A 25,713-nucleotide genomic window follows, 5' to 3' on the forward strand; every position below is an offset into this window, starting at 1 on the left:
GGGCAATGGATCGCATTACCCCCGTTATCGGCCAGTCCTCGGTCTTTCTCGACGCGCTGGAGCGCGCCAGCCGCGCCGCGACGCTCGACCGTCCGGTGCTGGTGATCGGCGAGCGCGGCACCGGCAAGGAGCTGGTTGCCGAGCGACTGCACCGGCTGAGCAACCGCTGGGATCAGCCGTTGGTGGTGATGAATTGCGCCGCGCTGCCCGAAACGCTGATCGAGGCCGAATTGTTCGGGCACGAGGCAGGCGCGTTCACCGGCGCGTCAAAGGCGCGGGCCGGGCGGTTTGAAGAGGCTGATGGCGGCACCTTGTTCCTCGACGAATTGGGGACGTTGTCGATGGCGGCGCAAGACCGGCTGCTGCGCGCGGTGGAATATGGCGAGATCACGCGGATCGGTTCGTCGCGCGCGATGCGGGTCGATGTGCGGATCGTCGCTGCCACCAACGAGCATCTGCCCGGACGAGTCGACAAGGGCACGTTCCGCGCCGATCTGCTCGACCGGCTGAGTTTCGAGGTGGTGACGCTGCCGCCGCTGCGCGCGCGCGTCGGCGACATATTGGTGCTGGCCGATCATTTCGGGCGGCGAATGGCGGCAGAGATCGGGTGGGAGCAATGGCCGGGTTTCGGGCCGAACGCGGTCGAGATGCTCGAACGCTATGGCTGGCCGGGCAATGTCCGCGAGCTTCGCAACGCGGTGGAGCGATCGGTGTATCGCTGGGAAAGCGGCGGGGCGATCGACGTGATCCAGATCGACCCGTTTGATTCGCCCTATCGTCCCGGCGCATCGGCCGCGCCGACCAGCGCGGAGGCGACGCCCGCCGAAATCGCCGCCGAGCCGATCGAGGGCGATTTCCGCACCCGCGTGCAAAGCTATGAGCGCCGTTTGCTCACCCGCGCCCTGGCCGAGCATCGCCATAACCAGCGCAGCACCGCGACCGCGCTTGGGCTGACCTATGACCAGCTTCGCCACGCGCTTCGCAAACATTCATTGCTATAGGTAGTGTCTCAGTTTGAATTCGGCTTTCCGCATACCATCCGACCCATGTCGGCCTGATCAGCGCTCGCGTATCCTCGCACGCAAGTTTGATACGGCGAAAAATAGACGTAAATGCAGACGGCAATGATAATGCCCCCGGCAATAATCAGCGCCCGCTTGGTCCCATCGCTCACCCCGCGCTCTCCCGCTTTTTGTAAGGCCCCCGCTTTGCCGGCGGCGGTGTGTCGGCGTCAATCCGGGCAATAACGTCTTCCAGCGACCAAAGCCGATCCGTGATGCCAGCAGCCATCGCGGGCGACATACGCAGCGTCTTATGAATGCGGCAGAAATTGTAGAACACAAAATATAGCGACAGAGCGTGAACGTGGTTGTCGAACTTCTTTGAGAAGGCGTTGGTGAGGCGCGTAAACCGACGCATCGACATACGCATGGTAAGGTTCTGGCGCTCGACATAGCTGGTCGAGACGTGCGCGATATCCGGATTGCCCTCGCGACGAATTTTCTTGATCCCGGTGCATTCGGCAGGGCTGTAACGGCCCGGTGCGGTGACCGTGGGTCCGTACAGCTTCACAAGCTGCGCGTAGTCAACGTCCGCGCCGAAAGCGCCTTCTACAGCTTCCAGATAAGCCTTGTGGCCATCGGTGGTGAGCTGAACGCGGTTAGCTAGGCGCGCGCGCAGATCATCCATAAGGATCATGGCATCTTCGCCTGAACGGCTACCGACATGGTAGGACACGATCAGCTTGGTATCGGCATCGATCGCAGTCCACGTCCACATGTCGCCAGCGCCTTCCGGTGCGGCCTTTGCGGTCGCGACGTTCTTTTCCTTAGCGTGGCAGAACGACCAAATCTCATCGCACTGAATGCGGCTTGCCTGCACGTTGCGCGCCGTCTCATCGTGCAGCGCGAGGCAAGCTTCCCCGGCCTGTTCCAACAGCTTCGTGACCGTGTTGATCGACACGTCCACAACGCGGCTGATTGAGCGCATGGACGAACCCTCGCACAGCATGGCGAGGATTTGGGTGCGCTTGGCGAGGGGGAGCTTGTTCATACACATTGAATATGAACTTCTATGCTTAGCGTCAAGCATAAAGGCTCATTTCACGGCATAGAGGCCGGCTTTGCCTTTGCCGATATAGGGGCGATATAAACGCTGAAGGTCCGCGGCATTACTGCTCACCAAGTTTCCTATTGTATGAAGATCGTATCCAAGGGTATGGTCGTGAAGCTTTAGAAGCTCAGGGAACGCAGTTGGCTCTTCGTAAGCGAAGTCGGTTTCCTGCGGCTCACGTGTGCGCCAACCAAGCGATGAAATTCGCTTCCAAACGTATTCAGTTTGGTGCCGGGTTACTATTCCAAGCGCTCCCGCTCGGTAGAGCAGGAACTGCATTGATACCTTCCAATAGGCCTTCTGCCGCGCCAGCCATTCCAGCGTGACCCCGCCACGCGCGTTGAACTGTCGCCGGAACTGTCGTTCCGGCACCAACAATTCAGCCGCAAAAGCATTGGCCTCGTCCTCAATCTCGTCCGTTGGAATGCGGTGCATTATCACGTGACCCAACTCATGCGCGAGCGACGCGCGCATGCGATCAGGCGGCACATTTCGATTCAAGAAGATGCACGGCGGAAGATCACGAACTTTTAATGTAACCCCGTCGATCCCCTTGCCCAAATCGCACCAGATCACCAAGATTCCAGCGCGCTCGCACAGATCGGTGAGATTTGTAATCGGACCTTCCGGCACCGACCACGCCCTACGCAGCGTGCGCGCTATCTCTTGCGGCCCTGCGCCTTCGTCCACATCAATCTCGGGCAGCGGCAAATCGGGGTGAATTTCCGCCGCGCGAAGATAGCGCCGAAGATGAATCAGCCGAATATTCAACTCCGCATGGATTTGCTTAAGAGGAGTTACTCCAACCGATGCCTTTTTGCGGTTCATAGGGTGTATGCTGAGCGGCAGGCCGGTCAATCCATCCTGCAAATAGAAAAAGGCGGAAGGGAAGTCTAAAGCGTCAGCAATTTTCTGGACGTTCTCAGCCGAAGGCCCTTCGGGCAAAAGGCCATTTTCGATACGAGAATAGTGACCTTGGTCGAGGCTTGCGCGTCCCGCAACCGCGCCCTGACTCTCCCCCCTATACTGCCTCGCGAGAAGCAATAGTGCGTGATTGAAAATGTTTGACATGCTTACTCTGCATCATCGGCCTGTTTGCCGACCTCTGGTATGTTCGGGCGAATAACTGTCTTGCCAGCGGGCAAAGTCGGCGCGACCGGGAAAGTAATAACTTCAGCTTCACCACAGCGAAGCTCGAAATCCCAAATGATTTGCTTACCCTCGCGCGCAACGACGCCAATCCACTCGATACCAGTAGTAAATCGATCGAATGTATGGACAATTTCGACGCGTTGAAAACCCTCATGACCGTACAGATCGGCCGCGTGCCGATGAAACATACCAGCCAACGGCGTAGGGTAATTGCTGCTGAAAAGCTTTCGGTCGGCCTTCTTAAGACGGAAAAATACCAAGTCGTCTGCGATGAACGAAGCGGTGTCGTGATGCTTTACAGCAACAAGCCGAGCATCGTCTTCGACGACCTCCATCACACGCTCAACGGAGTACTCCCACATTATCGAACGCAAGGTCGTCTGACGCCGCCACCACGCACGGTCGGGATATTTTTGCTTGACGTCTTGCCAAGCCCGCCCAATCGCGTCGCGTATTTTTAAATCGCGATCATTCTTTTCCAGAATGGCACGAACGGTTTCTCTATTTGGCGTCGGCATAAGGCCCCCTTGGTAGGGCCACTTATGCCAGCGCATTTTCCGGAAATCAATGCCTAAATATGCGTGCGCCTATGTCTTATCACGCCACCGGGTTTGGGCAGCTTTCTTTGCGATCTCCGCCCGCCGCTCTGGCGTCATGTTTTCAGCGCGCTTCTTGCCCCCAACTCGCCCCATCTCGGCGGCGGCGCTGGACAGGCTTTCGCGTTCGTCCTCAATCTCGCCCGTGGCGATCTTGCCGATATGCACCGCAAGGCCGATCGCGTCGGCGGGGCGCTTCTCTCCGTTGGGGCCTTTAGGCATCGGGCTCATCCTTCCGAATATCATAGAGCGCTTCGTGAAGACCCTTGAGAAAGCTTGGAGTGAAAACGCCCTTGCGGATCGCGTCGCACATCAACGGGAGCAGCTCGCTTTCGGGAAGGTCTAGCGGTCGGATAACCAGCGTGCCGTTCTTCCACCACGAAAAGCGTATTTCTTCCTGCTCGTGTTCTTTGACGAAAATTCGTTCGATGGACTGCCCAATTGAATCTGTCGCCGAAACGATTTCTCGTGCGTAGGGTGTGTCGCGCATATTGCCTCCATGCTTTGCGCTAAGCATATAGGAAGCGCGCGGCTGGCGCCAACGGATCAGCGGTTAAATTCAAACTGAGACACTACCTTGCTATAGGCGCGGTTGCGTAACGATCGCAGCGGACCCATTGAAGGCGTCCGGCGTTCCTTCGGTGAACCCACAAATCAGGAGCATGATTCCATGGCTTTCGAACTGCCCCCGCTGCCCTATGCCTATGACGCGCTGGAGCCGACCATCGACAAGGAAACGATGACGTTCCATCACGACAAGCATCACAAGGCCTATACCGACAAGCTGAACGAAGGCGTCGCCAAGGACGGGCTTGAGGGCAAGTCGATCGAGGAAATCCTCGGCAGCATCTCGTCGGCATCGGCGATGGTTCGCAACAATGGCGGCGGCTATTGGAACCACGACTTTTTCTGGAAGACGATGGCCCCGGCGGGCGAGCGCGGCGAAATGTCGGCTGAGCTGAAGGCTGCGGTCGAAGCGTTCGGCGGTCTCGACAAGCTGAAGGACGAATTCAACACCAAGGGCGCGGGCCAGTTCGGTTCGGGCTGGGCGTGGCTGATCGCCGATGCATCGGGCGCGCTGCACATCACCTCGACCCCCAATCAGGACAATCCGCTGATGGATGTGGTGGAGACCAAGGGCACGCCGCTGCTGGGCAATGACGTGTGGGAGCACGCTTATTATCTGACATACCGCAATGATCGCGGCGCGTATCTGAAGGCGTGGTGGGACGTCGTGAACTGGGACGTCGTGTCGCAGCGTTATGCAGCCGTGAAGGGCTGATAACCCGCAAGCCCCTCCTTCTTTTCAGGGGAGGGGCTTTTGCGTTCAACCCTCGGGCGGGATTGGCGCTTCCTTGGGGTCGCTCACCTTCAGGCCGTGGCGCATTAGCATCGGGATGTTGGCGATCGCGAAGATCAGGGTCATCGGGATCACCGCCCAGGTCTTGTAAGCGACCCAGCCATCCCAATCGAGCCAGGCGCGCATCGCTTCATTCAGCCCCGCCTGCGCGACGAAGAAGATCATCCAGTTGATCGTCAGCAGCCGCCACCCCTTTGGCGTCAGCCCCGGATAGGCGGTTTCGAGCAGGCTTTGCAGCAAGGGCCGCCCGGTGATCAGGCCGAACGCCAGGATAGCGGCGAACATGCCATAGACCATCGTCGGCTTTATCTGAATGAAGGTCTGGTCGTGGAAATACAGCGTCAGGCTGCCGAACACGAGCACCAGCGCACCCGATAGCCACAGCATCGGCGAGATCGTCCCGGACTTGATCTGCGAATAGGCCATCGCGGTAATGATCGCGACCATGAACACCGCAGTCGCCGCCAGTACGCGCTCTAGCTGGCTGCCGGGCAACAGGCTGTTGGCGGCGAAGAACACGACCAGCGGGCCGTAATCGATCGCCATGCGTGCGGTGGGGGAGAGGGGAGGCTTGGTGGTCACGAATTCTGCTTCCAAATGGGGTGCATCATCGCACCATCGCTTCAACGCCCGAAATGATCCGTGCGACTTCATTGGCGTCGAACGGGCGCAGGTCGTCGGCCTGCTCGCCGACGCCGATCGCGTGGATCGGCAGGCAATATTTCTCCGCCGCCGCCACCAATACGCCGCCGCGCGCGGTGCCGTCGAGCTTGGTCATCACCAGGCCGGTGACGCCGGCGACTTCCTTGAACACCTCGATCTGGCTGAGTGCATTCTGGCCGGTGGTGGCGTCGAGGACCAGCACCACGTCGTGCGGCGATTCCGGATTCAATCTGCCGAGGACGCGGCGGATTTTCGCCAGCTCGTCCATCAGTTCGCGCTTGTTTTGCAGCCGCCCGGCGGTGTCGACGATCAGCACGTCGATGCCGGTCGCAGTTGCCTGCTTCACCGCTTCGAACACGATGCCCGCCGCGTCGCCGCCTTCGCTGCCGCGCACCAGCGGCACGCCGACCCGGTCGGCCCAGGTCTGTAACTGGCCGATCGCGGCGGCGCGGAAGGTGTCGCCCGCGCACAGCATCACGCCATAATCCTGATCGACCAGCGTCTTGGCGAGCTTGGCGATCGTCGTGGTCTTGCCCGATCCGTTGACGCCGATCACCAGGATCACCTGCGGGCGCGGAAAGGCGTCGATCTCAAGCGGCTGCGCGACTTTTTCGAGCACCTTCTCGATCTCTTCGGAGACGACCAGGCGGATGCCCAGCTCCTCCATGTTGCGCTCATAGGCCCCTTCGGCAAGGCGAGTGCGGATCCGCGCGGCGGTTTGCGGGCCTAGGTCCGACGCGATCAGCGCTTCCTCGATCTCGTCGAGCTTGGCGTCGTCGAGCCGGGCCGCCGACAAGCCGGCCAGATTGCCGATCAACCGATCCGATGTCTTGCGGAAGCCGCCGAGCAGGCGATCGTGCCAGCTTGAGTTGGTCATGCGAAGGTTCCTGTCAGGGCGTTTTCGGTCGCGTCGGTGATCTGTACCGGCGCGATCTGGCCCGTTCGTGCTGCGATGGGATTGGAGGCCGATTTCACTTCGGCGAAGTTTTCGGCATGGCCCCGGTCGCCGGGACGTTCGACCAGGATCGATTGCCGGGTGCCGATAAGCGAGCGCAGCCATGCCGCGCGGCGGCTTTGTGCCGCCTCACGCAAGCGGGTGGCGCGTTGCTTCACCAGTGCGGGCGCGACCTGCGGCATCCGGGCGGCGGGGGTGCCGGTTCGGGGGGAGAAGGAGAAGATGTGCGGGTGGACCACATCGCAATCGTCGAGCAGCGCCAGCGTGTTGGCGAAGGCGGCATCGTCTTCGGTGGGGAAGCCGGCGATCAGGTCGGCCCCGATCGCAATTGCGGGGCGCGCTGCCTTTAGCCGCTCGACCAGCGCCACCGATTGCGCGCGGCTGTGCCGGCGCTTCATGCGCTTGAGGATCATATCGTCCCCCGCCTGAAGCGACAGATGGACATGCGGCATCACCCGCGCCTCCTGTGTCAGCAACGCAAACAGCCGGTCGTCGATCTCGATCCCGTCGAGCGACGACAGCCGCAGGCGCGGGAGCGCGGGGACGTGCAGGAGGATGCGTCCGACGAGCTGGCCGAGCGTCGGCTGGCCGGGCAGGTCATGGCCATAGCTGGTCAGATCAACGCCGGTCAGGACGATCTCGCGATGGCCGGCATCGACGAATTGGCGAATCTGTTCGATCACGCCGCCTGCGGGCAGCGAACGGCTGGGGCCACGGCCAAAGGGTATCGCGCAAAAGGTGCAGCGATGGTCGCAGCCATTCTGCACCTCGACAAAGGCGCGGGCGAAGTTGGTGAAAGTGGCGCGCTTGGCCGGCGAGGGCGGGGTATCGACCGCGCCCCAATGCGCCGGGTCGAGCTTGCCGATATTGGGGACGACGCGATCGACTTCGGGCATCGCGCGATACCGATCGGGCTCGATATTGGCGGCGCAGCCGGTTACCACCAGTTCGGCATCGGGATGCAGCCGGCGCAGGCGGCGAATCGCGCGGGTGGTGTTGGCCACGGCTTCGTTGGTGACCGCACAGCTATTGACCACCGTCACCGCCCGATCGCCCACCATCGTGCGGATCGCTTCACTTTCGGCGATGTTCAGGCGACAGCCCAGGGTGACGATGTTCGTCACCGGCAAAAGACCAATCGAGGGGAAGCGATCATGGCGAGCGATCTAGGGACCGATGGCGGCGAAGTCCATGCAGCGGCGGCGCGGGTGCTGGCGTTCTGGTTTGAGGAAACCGCGCCCGAGGGGCATTTCGCGCAGGACGCGGCTTTCGATGCGGCGATCGCCGATCGCTTTGGCAGCGTGCGCGAACAGGTGCTGTCGAGCGGCGCGGCGGCCTGGCGCGATTCGCCCGAACCCTTGCTGGCGGCGGTGATCCTGCTCGACCAGTTCACCCGCAACATCCATCGCGGCAGCGCGCGCGCGTTCGAAGGCGATGCGTTGGCATTGATACTCGCTCGCGAGGCGATTGCCCAAGGGTGGGAGCGCGCGATGCCCGATGCGTGGCGGGTGTTTCTGTACATGCCCTTCATGCACGGCGAGGACGCGGCGGCTCAGGCCGAAAGCGTGCGGCTGTTCGAGGCGCTGGGCGGTGCCGACAGCGTTGCCTTTGCCCGCGATCATGCCGAGGTGGTGGCGCGCTTTGGCCGGTTTCCTAGCCGTAATGCCGCACTGGGGCGCGTTTCGAGCGAAGATGAGCTGGCCTATCTGGCAAGCCGGGACAGTAACTGGTGATATGTAGGGCGGCGGTTTCGCCAGGCGCGGTTAGCCAAGGTCCGCCAGCAGGAACGACGCCGCAACGCCGACTATGATCGCGGCAAAGACGCGGCGCACGATGCGGGTGCGGGCCGGATCGGAAAGCCAGACATTGGCTTTGCTGCCGGCGATGACGATCGCCAGATGGACGGTGGTGGCGATGGTCACGCTAACCAGTGCCAGGATAAGCGCATTGCCGAGGCCGAGCATTTCGCCGCGCAGGAACTGCGGCGCGACCACGACGAAAAAGATATATGCTTTCGGATTGAGCAGGTTGATGAGGGTGCCGGTGGCGAACGCCCGGCGCAGCGAGTTGCCCTGACTGGCTTCGCCCGATGGCCCGCCTGCGCCGCGCCATGCTTCGACAGCAAGCCACAGCATCATCGCCGCGCCGGCATAGCGAAGGCCGTCCCAAAGCTCCGGCGCGGCCTGCAACAACGCCGCCAGCCCCAGTGCGGCGAAAATGGCGTTGGCAAGCAACCCGATCGCCACCCCGGCAACCGCCGCCAACCCGCATGCCCGCCCCTGGGTCGCGGCTAGCCCGGCGAGCCAGGCCATGTTGGGGCCGGGGGTCAGCTCAATCACCAATACCGCAAGGGCAAAGCCGACAAGGTCCAATCATCGTCTCCGGTTGCGCGGCTTTAGGCGATTGCCGGGGTACGCCTTTGGGGGGCTCGGGTCGATCGTGTCGCTGTCCCGCTGGACTGTCGGGCAATGTACCGGCGCAGTCAGCGCAGCCGCTGGGGATCGATGACGACGTGCCGGATTCGGGTGCGGTTGTGGGTGTAGGTGATGTGGACCAGCCCGTCGCCGGTCTGGATTACCGCTGGATAAGCGTAGCCGGCGGGCACCGGCTGGGATTCGAGCGTCAGGACGTTGCGCCAGCGCACCCCGTCGTCGGAAAGACCGATGTTGAGCGGCCAGCGCGGGCCGTCGCCGGGTTGGCCGGGGGCATGGCCGGCATGGTTGTACACGATCAACTGTCGTCCATCGCGCAGCGTCACCGCGTCGGTGCCGGCATTGGGATTGGGCAGGTCGATCGCGGCGAGCGGTGACCAGTTGCGCCCGGCATCGCGCGACCAACTGGCCGCGAGCGCACCCTGCCGGGTTCGCGCCACCAATTGCAGCCGTCCGTCCTGGTGGGACAGGATACTTGGCTGGATCGCCTCGATATGCATGGGCGACGCGATCGTGTCGCCGACCTGCCAGCTTTGCCCGCGATCATCGCTTCGCTCGACGCGGAGCGACCAGTAATTCTCCTCGGCGCTGCCCTCTTCGCGGCTGGAGGGGGAGATCCAACTGCCGTCGGGCATCTCAACAGGCTTGTTCTTGATCGGTCCCAGCACGCCGTCGGCCAGCCGGCGCGCGGCGCTCCAGTGCCTGCCGCCATCGGCAGAGGTTTTGACCATGCCCCACCAGCTGCGCGGATTCGGCCCGACCTTGTAAAAGAGCTGGAGGTCGCCGCCTTTGGGCTGGAACAGCACCGGGTTCCAGGTGGGAAAGCGCTTGCCGCCGCCTGTCGCGCCGTCTGCGACCGCGACGGGAGTGTCCCATCCGTTCGGGCCGCGCCGCGCGAACCAGATGCGGACATCGGGCTGGCTTTCGCCTGATCCGCCGAACCATGATGCCGCCAGCGTTTCGTCGGGCAGTTCGACGATCGTCGATGCGTGCGCCTGGGGGTAGGGGGCTTGGGTGTAGATGAACTCGGACAACAGGATCGGGGATTGTCCTTGTGCCACAGCATTGTCGCCGCTGGGCGACGACGCGATTGCGCCGGTTGCCGCGACGATCGCCCCCAATGCAATCGCTCCCGAAGCCTGCCGCAGCCCCCGCGTCACCATCAATTTCGCGCGCATGCTGAACCTTTGATCTATTTGCCCCACCGTGACCGAGCGCCAGCAATAGCGCCCGAGCCGCGCCGGATTAGCCAGCCATGCGCCGCGCGTCGATCGGTTCGATGATAGCGCCGGCATGCGTGCCCAGTAGCATGTGGCGTTCGGCCAAAAAGCGGCGGACGCCGATCAGCGACAGCGGCTTGCCATAGAACCAGCCCTGGCCCTTGGCGCAGTTCATTGCCTTTAGCCGCGCCTCGATCGCTGCATCCTCAATCCCTTCGGCGGTGACGGGCAGGTTCAGGCTTTCGCCGAGGCTGACGATCGCGGTGACGATCGCCGCCGAATCGGTGCTTTCGTTGATCGAGGTGACGAAGGATTTGTCGATCTTGATCCGGTCGAACGGTAGCGCGCGCAGATGGGCCAGGCTGGAATAGCCGGTGCCGAAATCGTCGAGCGCGAGCTTCACCCCCTGGTTTTTCAGGCTGCCCGCGATCGATTGCGCCAGCGCCATATTCTCGAACAGCGCGCTTTCGGTGATTTCGATTTCCAGCCGCGCGGCCGGAAAGCCGGTTTCGGTGAGCGTCTTGATGATCTTTTGCGCCAGCCACGCATCGCGCAACTGCCAGGGCGAAATGTTGATCGAGATGGTGAGCGACGGATCCCAATCGCGCGCGGCGGTGAATGCCTGTTGCATGATCGACATCGACAGGTCGGCGATCATGCCGGTTTCCTCGGCGATCGGGATGAAGCGTTCGGGGCTGATGATGCCGCGCGTGGGATGCTCCCAGCGGGCCAGCACTTCGAAGCCGTTGAGCTTGCCGGTGGCGATATCGACCTGCTGCTCGAAATAGGGGACGATCTCACCGCGGGGAATGCCGACGCGAAGCCCTTGTTCAAGGTCGTTGCGCTGCTGGAGTTCGCGCTCCATCGATGCGTCGAACCACACGCAGCGATTGCGGCCTGATTTCTTGGCGGCGTACATCGCGATGTCGCCGGCGCGCATCAGCGCTTCGATCGTCGGGCATTCAAAGTCCGATCGGGCGATGCCGACCGAGCAACTGATGTGCAGTTGAAGCCCTTCGGCGTCGAATGGCTGGGCAAGGCGGCTGACCAGCCGTTCGGCGATACGATCGACCATCTCGGGGGCGGTAGGATCGAAGAGGAAGCCGCAAGCGAACTCATCGCCGCCAAGCCGCGCGGTAAGCGTGCTGGTGGGCAGGATCGCGATGATTTCCGCCGCGACGAGCCGCAGCAGCGCGTCGCCGACCGCATGGCCGTGCATGTCGTTGACCGATTTGAAATGGTCGAGATCGAGGATAAGCAGCGCCACCGCCTTGCCGCGTCGTTTCGCCAGCGTAAGCAATGCATGGCCCTCGCCCGCCAGGGTGCGCCGATTGAGAAAGCCGGTCAGCGGATCGCGTGAAGCGAGCAGGGTAGCGCGTTCCTCGGCAGCGGTGCGTTCGCGCACCTCTTTTGACAGCGCATCGTGGCGACGCCAGCCGATCAGCACCAATGCGATATTGAGCAACAGCGCGATGACCAGGCCGCGATCGGCTGGCTGCCCATCATGAACATAGTGCGCCACGGTCTGTGACAGCACCGTGCCGCCGGTGATGACGAACAGCACGATCGCACCGGCAGAGACGATGCCGGTGAGAATGTCGGTCCGCACAAGCGCGCTGCGCCGGCGTTCCAAAAGGTCGTGATCGCTCGGCATGCCAGGGGTCTCCATGCGCACAGTCTTGGCATGGCGTGGGTATAGAAGGGGTTAAGGGGCGGATGCCGGTGTGGCAAAGGCGGCTGCCGGCAGCGATCGGAACCCCTGGAGACGCGGTGCTTGCGTCTTTTGCCCGCTTTGGCTAAGGGCGACGGCGATCGTTCTTCCGTGAACGTGATGCAACCGCGCCCCAAGGGGTCCGCCGGCCGACGAGTTCTCGTCCGCCGGCGTGTTTTGCGTTACGGTCGGGGCGGTACGAAGCGACCGGAGTAAATGCATGTTCGATTCCCTCAGTGACCGGCTAGGCGGCGTCTTCGACCGACTGCGCGGCCGTGGTGCGCTGAGCGAAGCCGATGTGCGCGGCGCGATGCGCGAAGTGCGGATCGCGCTGCTCGAGGCCGACGTAGCGCTGCCCGTCGCGCGTGATTTCGTTGAAGGCATTACGGAAAAGGCGATTGGTCAGCAGGTCCTGCGATCGGTCACGCCGGGCCAGCAGGTCGTCAAGATCGTCAATGACGCGCTGATCGAAATGCTTGGCCCCGATACCGCCGAGCTGAACATCGATGTGTCGCCGCCCGCGGTAATCATGATGGTCGGCTTGCAGGGTTCGGGCAAGACGACGACGACTGCCAAGCTGGCCAAGATGCTGGCGGGCAAAGAGCGCAAGAAGGTGCTGATGGCGTCGCTCGACGTCAATCGTCCCAACGCGCAGGAGCAGCTTGCGGTGCTGGGCACCCAGGCCGAGGTTTCGACGCTGCCGATCGTTCAGGGGCAGCAGCCGGTGGAGATCGCGCGGCGCGCGCTGCAGGCAGCGAAGCTGCAGGGCTTCGACGTGGTGATGCTCGACACCGCCGGGCGACTACATGTCGATCAGGCGCTGATGGACGAGATGAAGGCGGTTGCCGACATCGCGCGGCCGAATGAAATCCTGCTCGTCGTCGATGCGCTGACCGGGCAGGACGCGGTCAACGTCGCCAAGAACTTCAGCGACCAGGTGCCGTTGACCGGCGTGGTGCTGACGCGGATGGATGGCGATGCGCGCGGCGGCGCGGCGCTGTCGATGCGCGCGGTGACGGGCAAGCCGATCAAGTTTGCGGGCACCGGCGAAAAGCTCGACGCGATCGAGGCGTTCCACCCCAAGCGCGTCGCCGGGCGAATTCTGGGGATGGGCGACGTGGTGTCGCTGGTCGAGCGCGCTGCCGAGGCGATCCAGGTCGATGATGCCGAAAGAATGGCGCAGCGGCTGGCCAAGGGTCAGTTCGACATGAACGACCTGCGCGCGCAGCTTGGGCAGATGCGGCGGATGGGCGGCCTGGGTGCGCTTGCCGGGATGATCCCCGGCATGAAGAAGGCGCAGGCGGCGATGGCGAACGGCGCGGTCGACGAGCGGCTGTTGCTGCGGATGGACGCGATGATCGGATCGATGACGATCAAGGAGCGCGCCAAGCCCGAATTGCTCAACGCCAAGCGCAAGATCCGCGTTGCCAAGGGCAGCGGCGTGACCGTGCAGGACGTCAACAAGCTGCTGAAGATGCACCAGGAAATGGCCACCGCGATGAAGCGCATCAAAAAGATGGGCGGCATCAAGGGCATGGCGGCGTTGCTGGGCAAGGGTGGTCCCGGTGGCGGCATGGGCGGCATCGGCAACGCGCTGGGCGGCCCCGCAATGGGCGATTTCATGTCGAAGGCGGGCGGCGGGCTGCCCGGCTTGGGCGGGAGCGGTGACGGCACGATGAAGCTGCCACCAGGTTTCGAGAATCTCATGAAGAAGAAGTGAGTTAGCCGCCCGAGCCGTCCTGCGGCGGCAAAGGCACCAATATAACCAGAAGGCCCCGGCGTTCGCCGGGGTGACGAACACAAGAAAGACGAAGTTATGGCAATCAGCATGCGCCTGTCGCGCGGTGGTTCGAAGAAGCGCCCTTATTACCGCATCGTGGTCGCCGATGCGCGCGCGCCGCGCGACGGCAAGTTCATCGAGAAGATCGGCACGTATAATCCGTTGCTGGCCAAGGACGATGCCGAGCGGATCAAGCTCGACAATGAGCGCGCAGCCCATTGGCTGAGCGTCGGCGCGCAGCCGACCGACCGCGTTGCCCGTTTCCTCGATGCAGCCGGCCTGCGTGAGCGTGCGGCGCGCAGCAACCCCAACAAGGGCAAGCCCGGCGAAAAGGCGACCGAGCGCGCCGAGGAGCGTGCAGCCAAGGTCCAGGCAGCCGAAGACGCGCGCCGCGAGGCCGAGGAAGCAGCCAAAGCCAAGCCTGCCGAGGAAGCCGCTCCCGCCGAGGACGCAGCGACCGAGGACGCGACCAACGAAGGCGAGAGCGCGGCCGCACCGGCCGAGGGCTGAACCGATCTCCCCCTCCCGCATGGCGGGAGGGGTTAGGGGAGGGGCCGTCGGCCTCTAGCGAATGTCTATGTCAACCAATCCTCCCCCCACACCCCCTGCCAGCGGCGGGGGAGACAAGCGTGTGACGCTTGCTGTCGTCACCGGCGCGCATGGCATCGGCGGCGAAGTGCGGCTGAAGGTCTTCGCCGAAGACTTGACGCCGCATAAAAGCTTTAACGACGGCGCGTTGACGGTGAAGGCGCTGCGAATCGTCCCTGCGGGTGCGATCGCGCGCTTCGCCGAGGTCGCCGATCGCAACGCCGCAGAGGCGATGCGCGGCACCGAATTGACCGTTCCGCGCTCGGCTTTGCCGCCGCTGGGCGAGGGCGAATATTATCATGTCGACCTGATCGGGCTGCCGGTGGTGAGCACCGATGGCGAGGCAGTCGGCCGCGTCGTGGCGATCGACAATTTCGGTGCCGGCGACGTGATCGAGATCGAAAAGCCCACCGACGACCAGGGACGCGCCAAGCGTTTCATGGTGCCGATGCGACCCGAAGCGGTGCCCGAATGGGATGACGCGCGGATGCTGCTGGATAGCGCCTACGTCGAGGATTGAAGGGCGGGCTCAGCGCCGGATCGGCGTCCGCTCGTTCAGCAGGTTGCGGATCGTCGTCGCTGCGACGCCGGCCTGGCCCATCGCGTTGCTGATCTGATCGAGCCCGAGCACCACATCGCCCGCCGCGAACAGCCCAGGGACGCTGGTGCGCATGTGGCTGTCGACCTTGAGGCTGCCGCTCTCGGCCGCCTCCGCGCCCGCCGCGATCGCGAGGTCCGAGCGGATCGTCGAGCCTAGCGCCGGATATACGCTGTCGAACGATAGTGGGCCGGTAGCGGTTTCGACGACGAAGCGCTCGCCTTCGATGCGATATTCGTCGCATGGGCCATCGACACGGGCGATGCCGGCTTCGTCGAGCTTGGCGAGGCAGGCGGCGTCGAGATCATGCTCGCTGTCGGGCGCGATCAGCGTGACGTCGGCGGTGTAGGCGCGCAGAAACAACGCTTCCTTCATGCCGTGGTCGCTGGTGCCGATGACGCCAACCCGCTTGTCGGTGACCTCGTAGCCGTCGCAGACCGGGCAGTAGCGCAGCAGGCCGCGGAGCAATGCTTCGTCATGGAGCGTGTCGTCGAGGGTCTTGGGGCGCAGGTTCACCACGCCGGTCGCCAGCAACACCGTGCGCGCCGGGAAGCTGTGGTTGGCGGTGCGGACGATGAAGTTCTCACCATCGGGCTCGATTGCGGAAACGACGCGATTCTCGCGCGATACGCCGAAGCTTTTGGCCTGTTCATGCATTAGTCGGACCAATTCGGGGCCTTCGATGCCGCCGGGATAGCCGGCGTGATTGTGCGTGCGCGGAATCATGGCAGCGCGGCTGTCACCACTGTCGAACAGGCGTATCGATAGGTGATAGCGCGCGAGATAGATCGCCGCAGTGAGGCCGGCCGGTCCGCCGCCGATGATGATGCAGTCGTCCATGTCACTCCATTTCGGATGCGGTCTGCATATCGGGACCGATACTCGCTGCTAGTCTTTGCAACGGCTCGGATGACACGACATGAAGGGGGGCGCGGGTGAGCTATTGTCGTTGGCTGGAGGGTGATCTGCATGCCTATAGCGCGCAGGATAGTTTTCATGTCCATGTGTCGTGCTGGGCCGCGACCCGGCACGGTTTGAAAGAGGTTTATGACGAACCATCCGCGCAAGCCCTGATGGCACGTATGCTGTGGTTGGGTGCCAAAGGCTGCGCCTATCCCTGGGACGCATTGCGGCACATCAAAGAAGATGTGATAGCCGAGGTCGAGCAGTCTGAAAGGCTGGCCGATGGTCGGCTGGTCGGCAGTTGACTGATAGGCAACGAAAAGTGAGCTGGTGCAGCACCGATACGCAGGCGATATTGGCGACTACCTGAAACTCGCCATTCTCCGCAAAGTTTCAAAGATCGCCGATGTAGCAGTGCTATGGTGGCTGCATCCCGACGAAGACCATAATGGCGATGGCGGCCATGTCAGCTATTTGCGTGCGCCCGAAAAGTGGCGATCGATCGACCCGGAACTGTTCGATGCGCTCGATCTGCTGATGCAGCAGAAGGTGCGATCGGTGGCGGGGTTGGAGCATGCGCTGCTGCCGGGAGCATTCACGTTCGATCGAAACGAGGTGCCGACGGGCACCGCCAAGCGGCGCGAACGGCGAGCCGAGTGGTTTCGGCAACAATCGGCAAGCGTGGGCAGCGCGGGCATCGTCTTTGTCGACCCGGACAACGGAATCGATCTTCGGCCCGACGCGGACCATCGCGCATCGGCCAAGCATGTTACGGTCAAAGAGTTGTTGACGCTGGCCCGCAACGGGGCTTGCGTCATCGCCTACCACCATCAGACGCGGCGCGCGGGTGGGCATGCAGCCGAAATTGCGTGGATCGCCGAGGAGTTGCTGGCGCGCGGTGCCAAAAGCGTTTCGGCCATCCGTGCCCGGCCTTATTCGCCGCGCGTATTCATCTTGATCAATGCAGATGAAGGGATCGTGGAGGCCGCCAAGGCGCTGGCCGACCAGCATGCTGGGGTATTCGAATGGCATTCGGACTGGACCGCGCCGACGGCAAGTGACGAGGTGGCGGTTGTCGTGGACGCTAAAGGCTGGGATGCCACGGTTCTCACCCTTTACCCCGAGATGTTTCCCGGGCCTCTGGGTGCGTCGATCGCCGGGCGGGCGCTGCGCGAGGGGCGGTGGGGGCTTGAGGCGGTGCAGATCCGCGACTTTGCCACCGACAAGCATCGCTCGGTCGACGATACCCCGGCGGGGGGCGGGGCGGGGATGGTGATGCGCGCCGATGTGATCGCCGCCGCGCTCGACAGTGTCGGGGGCGGGAGGCCGGTGCTGGCGATGACGCCGCGTGGTGCGCCGTTGACCCAGGCGCGGGTGCGCGCGCTGGCGGCGGGGCCGGGGGTGACGATCCTGTGCGGGCGGTTCGAGGGGATCGACGAACGGTTGTTCACAGCGCGCGAGATCGAGCAGGTTTCGATCGGCGATTACATCCTGTCGGGGGGCGAGATGGCGGCGCTGACTCTGCTCGATGCTTGCATTCGGCTGCTTCCCGGCGTAATGGGCGCGGCTTCAAGCGGGGATGACGAGAGCTTCGAAACCGGGCTGCTCGAATATCCGCAATATACCCGACCGGTAGAATGGGAGGGCCGCACGATCCCCGAAGTGCTGCGATCGGGGGATCATGCGCGGATCGCGGCCTGGCGAAAGCACCAGGCCGAGGTTGATACACGGTCACGGAGGCCGGATCTGTGGGAGCGTCATGAGGACGCTCGGGTCCAGTCTCCCTCTGGCGCGCGGCGACAGAACAGGAACGAATGAAATGAACCTCATCCAGCAGATCGAGGCCGAACAGATCGCGAAGTTCGCGGCGGCCAAGACCATCCCCGAGTTTCGCGCGGGCGACACCCTCAAGGTCGGCGTGAAGGTCGTCGAGGGCGAGCGCACCCGTACCCAGAATTACGAAGGCGTGTGCATCGCGCGTTCGAACAAGGGCATGGGCAGCAACTTCACCGTGCGCAAAATGAGCTTTGGCGAAGGCGTCGAGCGCGTCTTCCCGCTCTATTCGCCGAACATCGAATCGATCGAAGTCGTGCGTCGCGGTGTCGTGCGGCGTGCCAAGCTGTATTATCTGCGCGGTCGCACCGGCAAGTCGGCGCGTATCGCCGAGCGCCGCGACCCGCGTCCGGCCAAGACCACCGCCGCCGAGTAATCGGTGCGGGTTTGACGGTTGCCCAAGGGCGCGGTGGCTTTGGCTGCCGCGCCCTTTTGCGTTGCCCGGCGCGCTGGTTTTGTCGCGGGAGCGGGATCGTGCGCGGCGGGCGGTCGTTACGTGGGTGAACGATCCGATGCGGATCGCGGGATAGCGGGGACCAGATGGGCAGTTCGGATCAGGCGCGCGTGGTACGCAACACGTTGATCGTGCTGCTGCTGGTCGGCACCGCGATATTGCTGACCCAATTGTCGTTCGTATTCCTGCTGATCTTTGCGGCGATCCTGCTGGCGACGCTCATCCGATCGGCGGCCTTGCCGTTCCTGCGGATGGGGCTGCCCGATACGCCGGCGACATTGCTGGGGCTGGCGGCGATCATCGCCTTGCTATGGCTCGCCGGGTCGCTGTTCGGCGCGCAATTGGGCGAGCAGTTCACGATCGTTGGCAGCCAGTTGCCCGACGCCATCGCCCGCGCGCAGCAATGGGCGGCACGCATTCCCCTGGCGCGTTCGATGCTGTCGAACACGCCCGATATTCAGAATGTCGCGGGGCGGGTGCTGACCTTTGCCTTTGGCGCGGTTGGCGCGGTGACCAATTTGGTGCTGGTGGTGATCGCGGCGATCTATCTGGCGCTACAGCCCAAGCTGTATGCCGATGGCGTGGCTTTGCTGTTTCCCAAAGACGAGGGGCCGCGCGTGTCGGAGGCACTGCGCGCCAGCGGCCTGGCGATGCGGAAATATCTGCTGGCGCAGTTTTTCACGATGGCGGTGGTGGGGATTTTGGTGGGGGTCGGGCTGACCTTTGTCGGCGTTCCTTCAGCCGCAGCGCTGGGCGTGATCGTCGGCCTCGCTAATTTCGTGCCGCTGGTGGGACCATTTGTCGGCGCGGTGCCGGGCGTGCTGCTGGCGTTCGCGCAAGGGCCGGAGACCGGGCTGATGGCGACCGCCGTGTATATGATCGCGCAGCAATTGGAGGGGAATTTGCTCACCCCATTGGTGCAGCGTTTCGCGGTGTCGATCCCGCCCGCGCTGCTGTTGTTCGCGCTGGCGGGGCTGGGGTCGCTGTTCGGGGTGCTCGGGGTGATCGTGTCGGCACCGCTGGCGGTGGTGCTGTATACGCTGGTGACGATGCTGTGGACACGCGACGCGCTGGGGCATGATGTGAGGGTGCCGGGGATCGATCGCGAGGCGTGAGGCTTTACGCGGCGGCCCCGGCTCGCAATAACGGTGACCGGTCCCGCGATCGTCGGGCAGCTTCACCGGAGAGTTCGAGGAATGCGTAGATGGTTGGTTGGGATTGCGCTTGCGTCGGTGAGCGGTCTGGCGATGGCGGCTGATCCGGTGGCGGCCCAGGCACAGGTGGCCACGCAAGTGGCGAAGCAGGACGGCGGCGCGCTGACGATCGACCGGGTATTTTCCAGCCCCGATTTGAACGGTCGGAGCGCCCGTGCGGTGAAATTGTCGCCCGATGGCAAGCTGCTGACGCTGCTGCGCGCGCGCGCCGACGAGCCTAATCGTTTCGATTTGTGGGCGCTCGACACCGCGACCAATCAATGGCGGATGCTGGTCGATTCAAAGCAGGTCGGCAGCGGTGCCGAATTGTCCGAGGCCGAAAAGATGCAGCGCGAGCGCGCGCGGATCGGCGGATCGACGGGGATCGTCGCCTATGACTGGGCACCCGATGGCAAGTCGATCCTGGTGCCGCTCGACGGCGATTTATATCTGGCGACGCTGGATGGCGAAGTGCGGCGGCTGACAAAGACCGAGGGCGGCGAACTCAACCCGGTGGTGAGCCCGGCGGGGGGCTATGTGTCGTTCGTACGCGACCAGAATCTGTGGGTGCAGCCGCTGGGCGGCGGCGAGGCGCGGCAAGTGACCAAGGATGGCGCGGGCACTATCCATTGGGGCGAGGCCGAGTTCGTCGCGCAGGAGGAGATGGACCGATTCACCGGCTATTGGTGGTCGCCGGGCGACCGGCTGGTCGCGGTCGAGCGGTTCGACGAAGCGCCGGTGGGTATCGTCAGCCGCGCGGCGATCGGGGCCGAGGGCACGACGGTGTACGACCAGCGCTATCCCAAGGCGGGCACCGACAATGTCGCGGTCGATCTGTATGTGATGCGGCCCGACGGGTCGGGGCAGGTGAAGGTCGATCTGGGGCCGGAGCGTGACATTTATCTGGCGCGGGTGAACTGGTTGCCCGACGGATCGGCATTGCTGGTGCAGCGCCAGAGCCGCGACCAGAAGACGCTCGATATGCTTCGCGTCGATCCGGTGACTGGCAAGTCGCGGGTGCTGTTCACCGAACGATCGGGCGAGCGAAGCTGGGTGAACCTGTCGAACGGGCTTCGCGCACTGAACGACGGCAGCCTGATCTGGTGGTCGGAGCGCGACGGGCATGGGCATTTGTACCGCTTTCGCGACGGCAAATGGACGCAGCTTACCAAGGGTGATTGGGAAGTCGCCGATGTGGTCGGCATCGACCAGGCCAAGGGGCGGATCACGTTCCTGGGCAATAAGGACGGCGTGCTCGAGCGGCACCTCTACACCGTCGACATCGCCAAGCCGGGCGCGGTGACGCGGCTGACCGAGGCGGGGTGGTGGCATGGCGCGAGCATGGATTCGAGCGGCACCCGGCTGATCATCACCCGGTCGAACATCAACCAGCCGGCGCAGAGCTATCTGGCGGACGCGGCCGGCAAGCGCCTGTCGTGGATCAACGAAAACCGCGTCGAGGGTGATCATCCCTATGCGCCGTATCTCGCCAGCCACCGCGAACGCAGCTTCGGGACGTTCAAGGGGCCGGACGGCACGACGCTGCACTATGAAATGATCACCCCGCCGATCGAGCCGGGCAAGCAATACCCGGTGTTCTTCCAGCATTATGGCGGGCCGCATTCGCAGAATGTCACCCGCGCCTGGGGCGGGGCGTTGCAGCAGATGATCGTCGATCGCGGCTGGATCTGGTTCCAGATCGACAATCGCGGTGCCGCCAATCGCGGCAAGGCGTTCGAGGATCATCTGTACCACGCAATGGGCAGCGTCGAGGTTGCCGACCAGGTGGCGGGAGCCAACTGGCTGAAGCAGCAGCCGTTCGTCGCGCCCGACAAGATCGCGATCAATGGCTGGTCCTATGGCGGATATATGACGCTCAAGATGCTCGAGGCGGCACCGGGCGTGTTCGCGGCGGGCGTCTCTGGCGCGCCGGTGAGCAAGTGGGAATTGTACGATACCCATTATACCGAACGCTATATGGGCGATCCGCGCATCGTGCCCGAAGCCTATAAGACATCGAACACCGTCGAGGATGCGGCCAAGATCGCCGATCCGCTGCTGCTGATCCACGGCATGGCCGACGATAATGTCGTGCTGGAGCATTCGACGGTGATGATGGCCAAGCTGCAGCAGAATGCCCGACCGTTTGAAGTGATGCTGTACCCCGGCCAGACCCACCGCGTTGGCGGGCAGGGGATCAGCCAGCATTTGTGGGGGACGATCTTCGACTTTCTCGACCGCGAGGTGCTGGACAAGCCCCAACGATAGTTACGTTTGGGCCTGCCCTAGTGGTCCGATTCTGACATTTGCTACCCCCTTCGGCTCAGTCAGGAGCAAATGTCAGAATCTCCAGGACCACTAGCAATTATGTGATTCTAGTGGATTTTATGATTTTGACATTCGCAGCGAGAGTGTGCCGCAGGCGGGATGCGAATGTCAAAATCAATCCACTAGCGAAAGGGTCTTTCAATCGGCGCGCGCCCGCGTAAACAGCGGGCCGCGCCGTTCGCGCGCCAATTACGGGATAGTGGATCATGGGTTATCGGGTGGTGGTCGCAGGCGCGACCGGCAATGTCGGGCGCGAAATGCTCAACATCATGGCGGAGCGCGAGTTTCCGGCCGACGAGATCGCAGTGCTGGCATCTTCGCGCTCGGCGGGTGAGCTGGCCGATTATGGCGAGACCGGGCGCAAGCTGAAGATCCAGAATATCGAGCATTTCGATCCCACCGGCTGGGACATGGCGCTGTTCGCGATCGGCAGCGAAGCGACCGCGATCCACGCGCCGCGCTTTGCCGCCGCCGGCTGTGTCGTGATCGACAATTCGTCGCTCTATCGCATGGACCCCGATGTGCCTTTGGTGGTGCCCGAGGTGAATGCCGAGGCGATCGATGGCTATAAGGCCAAGAACATCATCGCTAATCCCAATTGCTCGACCGCGCAGATGGTGGTGGCGCTGAAGCCGCTGCACGACGCCGCCAAGGTGCTGCGCGTGGTTGTTGCGACCTATCAGTCGGTGTCGGGCGCGGGCAAGGCGGGGATGGATGAGCTGTTCGAACAGAGCCGCAATATCTTCGTCGGCGACAGCGCCGAGCCGCGCAAGTTCACCAAGCAGATCGCGTTCAACGTGATCCCGCACATCGATAGCTTCCTCGACGATGGTTCGACCAAGGAAGAGTGGAAGATGGTGGTCGAGACCAAGAAGATCCTCGATCCCAAGATCAAGGTGATCGCGACGTGTGTGCGCGTGCCGGTGTTCGTCGGCCATTCCGAAGCGGTATATGTCGAGATGGAGAGAGAGCTTTCGGCCGAGGACGCGCAGAACCTGCTGCGCGAGGCGCCGGGGATCATGCTGGTCGATAAGCGCGAAGACGGCGGCTATGTCACCCCGGTCGAGTGTGTCGGCGATTATGCGACCTATGTCAGCCGCGTGCGCGAAGACCCGACGGTTGAGAACGGCCTGGCCTTCTGGTGCGTGTCCGACAATCTGCGCAAGGGCGCGGCGCTGAATGCGGTGCAGATCGCCGAGTTGCTGGGGCGGCGGCATTTGAAGAAGGGTTGAGCGGTGCTAGCATAAATGCTATCATTCGCTGATGGCACAAATGACTGTTCGGCAGATCGACGACCGGCGCTACGAGCAACTCAAAACGCGGGCGCGGTTGAAGGGCGTTTCGGTTGAGGCGCTTGCGCGTGACGCGATCCATGAGATCGCCGAACTGACGCCCGAGGAAAAGCGCGCTTTGGTGCAGCGGATGCAGCAAGCGGGCGAGCGCGCGAAGGTCTCGGGCGTCGCGCAGACGCCGGGGTGGCAACTGGTCCGGGAGGATCGTGACGGTGATCATTGATGCCAGTGTCGGCGTCAAATGGATCGTTCCCGAAGAAGATCATGAAGCCGCCGCGGCTCTGATCGGGGACCAGCGATTATATGCGCCGGCCTTGTTCTTCAGCGAGGTCGGCAATGCATTGGTCAAAAAGCATCGTCGCGGGGAAATTGTCATTGCCGAAGTGGCGCAATCCTTTGCCGATCTGCCGCTGCTGATCACCAGCGTTGATGAATGCCGGGTAATGGGCCGGGCGATGCAATTGGCCACCGAACTTGGCCACAGCATCTACGACTGTGTCTATGTCGCCCTTGCCGAAGATATGCGGGTCGAGCTGGTCACGGCCGACCTGAAGTTTGTGGCGAAGTTGGAAGGGCATGCCGCACGACGACACGTCGTGCCGCTGAAGGAACGCGCATGACAGCTTCGATAACTTCGATCCACCATTTCACCAGTTTCGACGGCACCAAGATCGCGTGGACCGAGTTGGGCGAGGGCAGCCCCGTAGTGCTGATCCACGGCTATATGTCCGACGCGCATACCAATTGGGTGCGCTATGGGCATGCCGCGAAGATCGCGGCGGCGGGGCGGCGGGTGATTATGCCTGACCTTCGCGGGCATGGGCTTAGCGATCGCCCGCATGACGCTGCTGCCTATCCCGCCGATGCGCTGGCGATGGATGGTGAGGCTTTGGTCGCGCATCTGGGCCTGACCGATTATGACCTGGGTGGCTATTCGCTGGGGGCACGCACGGCGATGCGGATGATCGCCCGGGGGATCGTGCCTGCGCCCGCGCGGGTGGTGTTCGCCGGCATGGGGTTGGAGGGGTTGCTCGATACCCATCGCCGCGCGGGGCATTTCCGCGACATTCTCGACAATCTGGGCAGCTATGAGCGCGGATCGCCCCAATGGATGGTCGAGGCGTTTCTGAAGACCACCAAGGGCGATCCGGTCGCGCTGCGGCATGTGATCGACACTTTTGTCGACACGTCGCGCGAACAGGTGCTGGCGATCGAGCAGCCGGTGCTGGTGCTGGCGGGCGAAGAGGATGACGACAACGGATCGCATGCCGAACTCGCCGCCACACTCGCCAACGCGACGTTGGTCGAGATGCCCGGTGGGCATATGAGTTCGGTGACCAAGCCCGAAATGGGCGATGCGCTGGCGGCGTTCCTGCGCGACTGAGGCAGCGTTCGTACTTGCGGCTACTCCAGACCAACGGGGTCTAGATTTCCGGGATGGTATTTTCGTCAGCGATCCCGGCTGCGAACGACGCGCTCGAATCGCTGCCGTCGGGCTGGTGCGCGCCGGTTGCCTGGACGGCGTGCAAGCCAGGCTGCGGCTTGCGCGTCAGCAGATAGGCGGCGGCCCCCAGGCCGGCGAGTACCGTCGCAGCCGCCAGCGGGCGCATCTGCGCTTCGAGCGTGACGCTCTGGCGGCGGACATAAATGTCCTGGTTCGATCGTTCGCGGCCATCCTTGCGCGGTTCGAACAGATTGTCCTGCGTGCCCTCCTCGGGCGGCTGGTCGATCGTCTGCGCGGTACGGCCCCTGAAGCGTTCGATCACCAGATCGGTCATGCGCGGCATCGCGTTGCCAAGCCCGGCGATCAGCAGCCCGACGCCGCCCACGGTAAGGTCGCGCTTTTGGTTGGCAGCGGCGAAGCAGATCGCCTTGGCGACCAGTTCGGGATCATACACCACCGGTGGGATACGCGCAGGCGCGCCGATGCGGTTGCGTGCATGTTCGGGATAGGGGGTGTCGATCCCGGCGGGTTTGATGAGGGTGATCGACACCGGATGTCCCGCCGCCTCGACTTCGGTGCGGAGCGCTTCGGTGAAGCCCAGCACCGCGTGCTTCGTGGCGCTATAGGCCCCTTGCAGCGAGATGGCGCGTTCGGACAATACCGAACCGATGTTGATCAGCGAGCCGCCGCGTTCGGCAAGGCGCGGCACCGCGAATAGCGAGGCACGAACAAGCGCGAAATAGCCGACTTCGAAGACGCGGCGATGCTCCTCGATCGTCGTGTCGAGCAGTTCGGCATACATGGAGGCAGCCGCGTTGTTGACCCAGGTGTCGAAGCCGCCGAAACGCTGATCGGCCAATGCCGCAATCCGCTGCGGTGCGTCTTCGTCGGCGACGTCGAGCGCGATCCACGCCGCCTTGCCGCCGCGCAGAATGATGCTTTCGCCCGCCTCGCGCAGCGCATCCGCATTGCGCGCGACCAGCACGACCCGCGCACCGGCGCGTGCGGCCCGGCGCGCGGTGGCCAACCCTATCCCCGAAGACGCGCCGGTGATGACGATCGTCTGTTCGGCAAGCGGCTTGAGGGTGATGGCCATGCG

At 63.4% G+C, this 25,713-nt stretch carries 28 protein-coding genes; 15 read left to right on the forward strand and 13 right to left on the reverse strand.

Annotation, left to right across the window (positions count from 1 at the left end; all coding sequences use genetic code 11):
- The first annotated feature begins 5 nt into the window (after positions 1-5).
- Positions 6-1,001: a phage shock protein operon transcriptional activator gene (gene pspF / locus QU44_RS07155; RefSeq protein ID WP_033921225.1), complete on the forward strand. Its 996-nt coding sequence runs from the start codon at positions 6-8 to the stop codon at positions 999-1,001.
- A gap of 169 nt (positions 1,002-1,170) precedes the next feature.
- On the opposite strand, the gene QU44_RS07160 is transcribed toward pspF, so the two are convergent.
- From QU44_RS07160 to QU44_RS07180, 5 genes are all read right to left on the reverse strand, one after another.
- Positions 1,171-2,052 carry a transposase gene (locus tag QU44_RS07160; RefSeq protein ID WP_033921226.1) on the reverse strand — a complete coding sequence of 294 codons (882 nt, stop codon included), beginning with the start codon at positions 2,050-2,052 and terminating at the stop codon, positions 1,171-1,173.
- A gap of 45 nt (positions 2,053-2,097) precedes the next feature.
- Positions 2,098-3,183 (reverse strand): helix-turn-helix domain-containing protein, encoded by a 1,086-nt coding sequence (locus QU44_RS07165; RefSeq protein ID WP_033921227.1) that lies wholly within the window; start codon positions 3,181-3,183, stop codon positions 2,098-2,100.
- A 2-nt stretch (positions 3,184-3,185) separates the two neighbouring features.
- On the reverse strand, positions 3,186-3,782 hold the full coding sequence (locus tag QU44_RS07170; protein ID WP_156141004.1) for a hypothetical protein: 597 nt from the start codon (positions 3,780-3,782) through the stop codon (positions 3,186-3,188).
- A gap of 69 nt (positions 3,783-3,851) precedes the next feature.
- Positions 3,852-4,082: an RNA-binding protein gene (locus QU44_RS07175; protein WP_033921229.1), complete on the reverse strand. Its 231-nt coding sequence runs from the start codon at positions 4,080-4,082 to the stop codon at positions 3,852-3,854.
- The gene (locus tag QU44_RS07180; RefSeq protein WP_052134410.1) at positions 4,075-4,350 is read right to left on the reverse strand and encodes a hypothetical protein; all 276 of its coding nucleotides are present in this window, start codon (positions 4,348-4,350) and stop codon (positions 4,075-4,077) included. The genes QU44_RS07175 and QU44_RS07180 overlap by 8 nt, the downstream gene beginning before the upstream one ends.
- A 180-nt stretch (positions 4,351-4,530) precedes the next feature.
- Here QU44_RS07180 and QU44_RS07185 point away from each other — a divergent pair, with 180 nt between their 5' ends.
- On the forward strand, positions 4,531-5,142 hold the full coding sequence (locus tag QU44_RS07185; RefSeq protein ID WP_033921230.1) for a superoxide dismutase: 612 nt from the start codon (positions 4,531-4,533) through the stop codon (positions 5,140-5,142).
- A 45-nt stretch (positions 5,143-5,187) separates the two neighbouring features.
- On the opposite strand, the gene QU44_RS07190 is transcribed toward QU44_RS07185, so the two are convergent.
- The 3 genes from QU44_RS07190 to mtaB form a co-directional block, all read right to left on the reverse strand.
- Positions 5,188-5,766, reverse strand: coding sequence for an inner membrane-spanning protein YciB (locus tag QU44_RS07190; RefSeq protein ID WP_033921231.1), 579 nt, complete (start codon positions 5,764-5,766; stop codon positions 5,188-5,190).
- 61 nt (positions 5,767-5,827) lie between these two features.
- The gene (gene ftsY, locus QU44_RS07195) at positions 5,828-6,760 is read right to left on the reverse strand and encodes a signal recognition particle-docking protein FtsY (RefSeq protein WP_033921232.1); all 933 of its coding nucleotides are present in this window, start codon (positions 6,758-6,760) and stop codon (positions 5,828-5,830) included.
- Positions 6,757-7,968: a tRNA (N(6)-L-threonylcarbamoyladenosine(37)-C(2))-methylthiotransferase MtaB gene (gene mtaB, locus QU44_RS07200; RefSeq protein ID WP_033921233.1), complete on the reverse strand. Its 1,212-nt coding sequence runs from the start codon at positions 7,966-7,968 to the stop codon at positions 6,757-6,759. The genes ftsY and mtaB overlap by 4 nt, the downstream gene beginning before the upstream one ends.
- Before the next feature lie 24 nt (positions 7,969-7,992).
- On the opposite strand from mtaB, the gene QU44_RS07205 reads away from it, so the two are divergent.
- On the forward strand, positions 7,993-8,571 hold the full coding sequence (locus tag QU44_RS07205) for a DUF924 family protein (RefSeq protein ID WP_052134411.1): 579 nt from the start codon (positions 7,993-7,995) through the stop codon (positions 8,569-8,571).
- Between the two features lie 30 nt (positions 8,572-8,601).
- On the opposite strand, the gene QU44_RS07210 is transcribed toward QU44_RS07205, so the two are convergent.
- The 3 genes from QU44_RS07210 to QU44_RS07220 form a co-directional block, all read right to left on the reverse strand.
- The gene (locus QU44_RS07210; protein ID WP_033921234.1) at positions 8,602-9,210 is read right to left on the reverse strand and encodes a LysE family translocator; all 609 of its coding nucleotides are present in this window, start codon (positions 9,208-9,210) and stop codon (positions 8,602-8,604) included.
- A 110-nt stretch (positions 9,211-9,320) separates the two neighbouring features.
- Positions 9,321-10,448, reverse strand: a complete 1,128-nt coding sequence (locus tag QU44_RS07215; RefSeq protein WP_081987910.1) for a sialidase family protein — start codon at positions 10,446-10,448, stop codon at positions 9,321-9,323.
- Positions 10,449-10,515: 67 nt separating this feature from the next.
- Positions 10,516-12,144 (reverse strand): EAL domain-containing protein, encoded by a 1,629-nt coding sequence (locus QU44_RS07220; protein WP_081987911.1) that lies wholly within the window; start codon positions 12,142-12,144, stop codon positions 10,516-10,518.
- A 277-nt stretch (positions 12,145-12,421) separates the two neighbouring features.
- Between QU44_RS07220 and ffh the strand changes: the two genes are divergently transcribed.
- From ffh to rimM, 3 genes are all read left to right on the forward strand, one after another.
- A complete protein-coding gene (gene ffh, locus QU44_RS07225; RefSeq protein ID WP_033921235.1) occupies positions 12,422-13,921 on the forward strand; it encodes a signal recognition particle protein in 1,500 nt (499 codons plus the stop codon).
- 96 nt (positions 13,922-14,017) lie between these two features.
- Positions 14,018-14,491 (forward strand): 30S ribosomal protein S16, encoded by a 474-nt coding sequence (gene rpsP / locus QU44_RS07230; RefSeq protein ID WP_033921236.1) that lies wholly within the window; start codon positions 14,018-14,020, stop codon positions 14,489-14,491.
- Between the two features lie 61 nt (positions 14,492-14,552).
- A complete protein-coding gene (rimM, locus tag QU44_RS07235) occupies positions 14,553-15,089 on the forward strand; it encodes a ribosome maturation factor RimM (protein WP_081987902.1) in 537 nt (178 codons plus the stop codon).
- A gap of 9 nt (positions 15,090-15,098) precedes the next feature.
- Here the strand turns inward: rimM and QU44_RS07240 are convergent, their stop codons facing one another.
- Positions 15,099-16,007: an NAD(P)/FAD-dependent oxidoreductase gene (locus tag QU44_RS07240; RefSeq protein WP_033921238.1), complete on the reverse strand. Its 909-nt coding sequence runs from the start codon at positions 16,005-16,007 to the stop codon at positions 15,099-15,101.
- A gap of 95 nt (positions 16,008-16,102) precedes the next feature.
- Here QU44_RS07240 and QU44_RS07245 point away from each other — a divergent pair, with 95 nt between their 5' ends.
- From QU44_RS07245 to QU44_RS07285, 9 genes are all read left to right on the forward strand, one after another.
- Complete coding sequence (locus QU44_RS07245) at positions 16,103-16,375, forward strand: hypothetical protein (RefSeq protein ID WP_033921239.1); 273 nt, start codon at positions 16,103-16,105, stop codon at positions 16,373-16,375.
- 820 nt (positions 16,376-17,195) lie between these two features.
- On the forward strand, positions 17,196-17,888 hold the full coding sequence (gene trmD / locus QU44_RS07250; RefSeq protein WP_052134425.1) for a tRNA (guanosine(37)-N1)-methyltransferase TrmD: 693 nt from the start codon (positions 17,196-17,198) through the stop codon (positions 17,886-17,888).
- A gap of 1 nt (position 17,889) precedes the next feature.
- Positions 17,890-18,279 carry a 50S ribosomal protein L19 gene (gene rplS, locus QU44_RS07255; RefSeq protein ID WP_033921240.1) on the forward strand — a complete coding sequence of 130 codons (390 nt, stop codon included), beginning with the start codon at positions 17,890-17,892 and terminating at the stop codon, positions 18,277-18,279.
- Between the two features lie 164 nt (positions 18,280-18,443).
- Positions 18,444-19,472 (forward strand): AI-2E family transporter, encoded by a 1,029-nt coding sequence (locus QU44_RS07260; protein ID WP_052134414.1) that lies wholly within the window; start codon positions 18,444-18,446, stop codon positions 19,470-19,472.
- 81 nt (positions 19,473-19,553) lie between these two features.
- Positions 19,554-21,818 carry a S9 family peptidase gene (locus tag QU44_RS07265; protein ID WP_033921241.1) on the forward strand — a complete coding sequence of 755 codons (2,265 nt, stop codon included), beginning with the start codon at positions 19,554-19,556 and terminating at the stop codon, positions 21,816-21,818.
- A 266-nt stretch (positions 21,819-22,084) separates the two neighbouring features.
- Positions 22,085-23,110: an aspartate-semialdehyde dehydrogenase gene (locus tag QU44_RS07270; protein ID WP_033921242.1), complete on the forward strand. Its 1,026-nt coding sequence runs from the start codon at positions 22,085-22,087 to the stop codon at positions 23,108-23,110.
- Positions 23,111-23,141: 31 nt separating this feature from the next.
- Entirely contained in the window at positions 23,142-23,393 is a 252-nt protein-coding gene (locus QU44_RS07275; RefSeq protein WP_033921243.1) for a FitA-like ribbon-helix-helix domain-containing protein, read from the forward strand.
- On the forward strand, positions 23,377-23,790 hold the full coding sequence (locus QU44_RS07280) for a type II toxin-antitoxin system VapC family toxin (protein WP_231621649.1): 414 nt from the start codon (positions 23,377-23,379) through the stop codon (positions 23,788-23,790). The genes QU44_RS07275 and QU44_RS07280 overlap by 17 nt, the downstream gene beginning before the upstream one ends.
- Entirely contained in the window at positions 23,787-24,554 is a 768-nt protein-coding gene (locus QU44_RS07285; protein ID WP_033921244.1) for an alpha/beta fold hydrolase, read from the forward strand. The genes QU44_RS07280 and QU44_RS07285 overlap by 4 nt, the downstream gene beginning before the upstream one ends.
- A gap of 40 nt (positions 24,555-24,594) precedes the next feature.
- On the opposite strand, the gene QU44_RS07290 is transcribed toward QU44_RS07285, so the two are convergent.
- On the reverse strand, positions 24,595-25,710 hold the full coding sequence (locus QU44_RS07290) for an SDR family oxidoreductase (protein WP_052134416.1): 1,116 nt from the start codon (positions 25,708-25,710) through the stop codon (positions 24,595-24,597).
- Positions 25,711-25,713 lie beyond the last annotated feature (3 nt).

The organism is Sphingomonas sp. 37zxx, from assembly GCF_000786205.1.
In the GTDB taxonomy this organism is placed as follows: Bacteria; Pseudomonadota; Alphaproteobacteria; order Sphingomonadales; family Sphingomonadaceae; genus Sphingomonas.

What these genes read in the sequence shown, in the direction of transcription:
- QU44_RS07185 (WP_033921230.1), top strand. Translation starts at nt 4,531, where the DNA reads ATGGCTTTCGAACTGCCCCCGCTGCCCTATGCCTATGACGCGCTGGAG.
- trmD (WP_052134425.1), top strand. Translation starts at nt 17,196, where the DNA reads ATGTTTCCCGGGCCTCTGGGTGCGTCGATCGCCGGGCGGGCGCTGCGC.
- QU44_RS07180 (WP_052134410.1), bottom strand. Translation starts at nt 4,350, where the DNA reads ATGCGCGACACACCCTACGCACGAGAAATCGTTTCGGCGACAGATTCA.
- pspF (WP_033921225.1), top strand. Translation starts at nt 6, where the DNA reads ATGGATCGCATTACCCCCGTTATCGGCCAGTCCTCGGTCTTTCTCGAC.
- ffh (WP_033921235.1), top strand. Translation starts at nt 12,422, where the DNA reads ATGTTCGATTCCCTCAGTGACCGGCTAGGCGGCGTCTTCGACCGACTG.
- QU44_RS07265 (WP_033921241.1), top strand. Translation starts at nt 19,554, where the DNA reads ATGCGTAGATGGTTGGTTGGGATTGCGCTTGCGTCGGTGAGCGGTCTG.
- QU44_RS07175 (WP_033921229.1), bottom strand. Translation starts at nt 4,082, where the DNA reads ATGCCTAAAGGCCCCAACGGAGAGAAGCGCCCCGCCGACGCGATCGGC.
- rplS (WP_033921240.1), top strand. Translation starts at nt 17,890, where the DNA reads ATGAACCTCATCCAGCAGATCGAGGCCGAACAGATCGCGAAGTTCGCG.
- QU44_RS07190 (WP_033921231.1), bottom strand. Translation starts at nt 5,766, where the DNA reads ATGGCGATCGATTACGGCCCGCTGGTCGTGTTCTTCGCCGCCAACAGC.
- QU44_RS07260 (WP_052134414.1), top strand. Translation starts at nt 18,444, where the DNA reads ATGGGCAGTTCGGATCAGGCGCGCGTGGTACGCAACACGTTGATCGTG.
- QU44_RS07275 (WP_033921243.1), top strand. Translation starts at nt 23,142, where the DNA reads ATGGCACAAATGACTGTTCGGCAGATCGACGACCGGCGCTACGAGCAA.
- QU44_RS07290 (WP_052134416.1), bottom strand. Translation starts at nt 25,710, where the DNA reads ATGGCCATCACCCTCAAGCCGCTTGCCGAACAGACGATCGTCATCACC.
- QU44_RS07270 (WP_033921242.1), top strand. Translation starts at nt 22,085, where the DNA reads ATGGGTTATCGGGTGGTGGTCGCAGGCGCGACCGGCAATGTCGGGCGC.
- QU44_RS07220 (WP_081987911.1), bottom strand. Translation starts at nt 12,144, where the DNA reads ATGCCGAGCGATCACGACCTTTTGGAACGCCGGCGCAGCGCGCTTGTG.
- QU44_RS07170 (WP_156141004.1), bottom strand. Translation starts at nt 3,782, where the DNA reads ATGCCGACGCCAAATAGAGAAACCGTTCGTGCCATTCTGGAAAAGAAT.
- ftsY (WP_033921232.1), bottom strand. Translation starts at nt 6,760, where the DNA reads ATGACCAACTCAAGCTGGCACGATCGCCTGCTCGGCGGCTTCCGCAAG.
- rpsP (WP_033921236.1), top strand. Translation starts at nt 14,018, where the DNA reads ATGGCAATCAGCATGCGCCTGTCGCGCGGTGGTTCGAAGAAGCGCCCT.
- QU44_RS07215 (WP_081987910.1), bottom strand. Translation starts at nt 10,448, where the DNA reads ATGCGCGCGAAATTGATGGTGACGCGGGGGCTGCGGCAGGCTTCGGGA.
- rimM (WP_081987902.1), top strand. Translation starts at nt 14,553, where the DNA reads ATGTCTATGTCAACCAATCCTCCCCCCACACCCCCTGCCAGCGGCGGG.
- QU44_RS07240 (WP_033921238.1), bottom strand. Translation starts at nt 16,007, where the DNA reads ATGGACGACTGCATCATCATCGGCGGCGGACCGGCCGGCCTCACTGCG.
- QU44_RS07205 (WP_052134411.1), top strand. Translation starts at nt 7,993, where the DNA reads ATGGCGAGCGATCTAGGGACCGATGGCGGCGAAGTCCATGCAGCGGCG.
- QU44_RS07160 (WP_033921226.1), bottom strand. Translation starts at nt 2,052, where the DNA reads ATGAACAAGCTCCCCCTCGCCAAGCGCACCCAAATCCTCGCCATGCTG.
- QU44_RS07165 (WP_033921227.1), bottom strand. Translation starts at nt 3,183, where the DNA reads ATGTCAAACATTTTCAATCACGCACTATTGCTTCTCGCGAGGCAGTAT.
- QU44_RS07285 (WP_033921244.1), top strand. Translation starts at nt 23,787, where the DNA reads ATGACAGCTTCGATAACTTCGATCCACCATTTCACCAGTTTCGACGGC.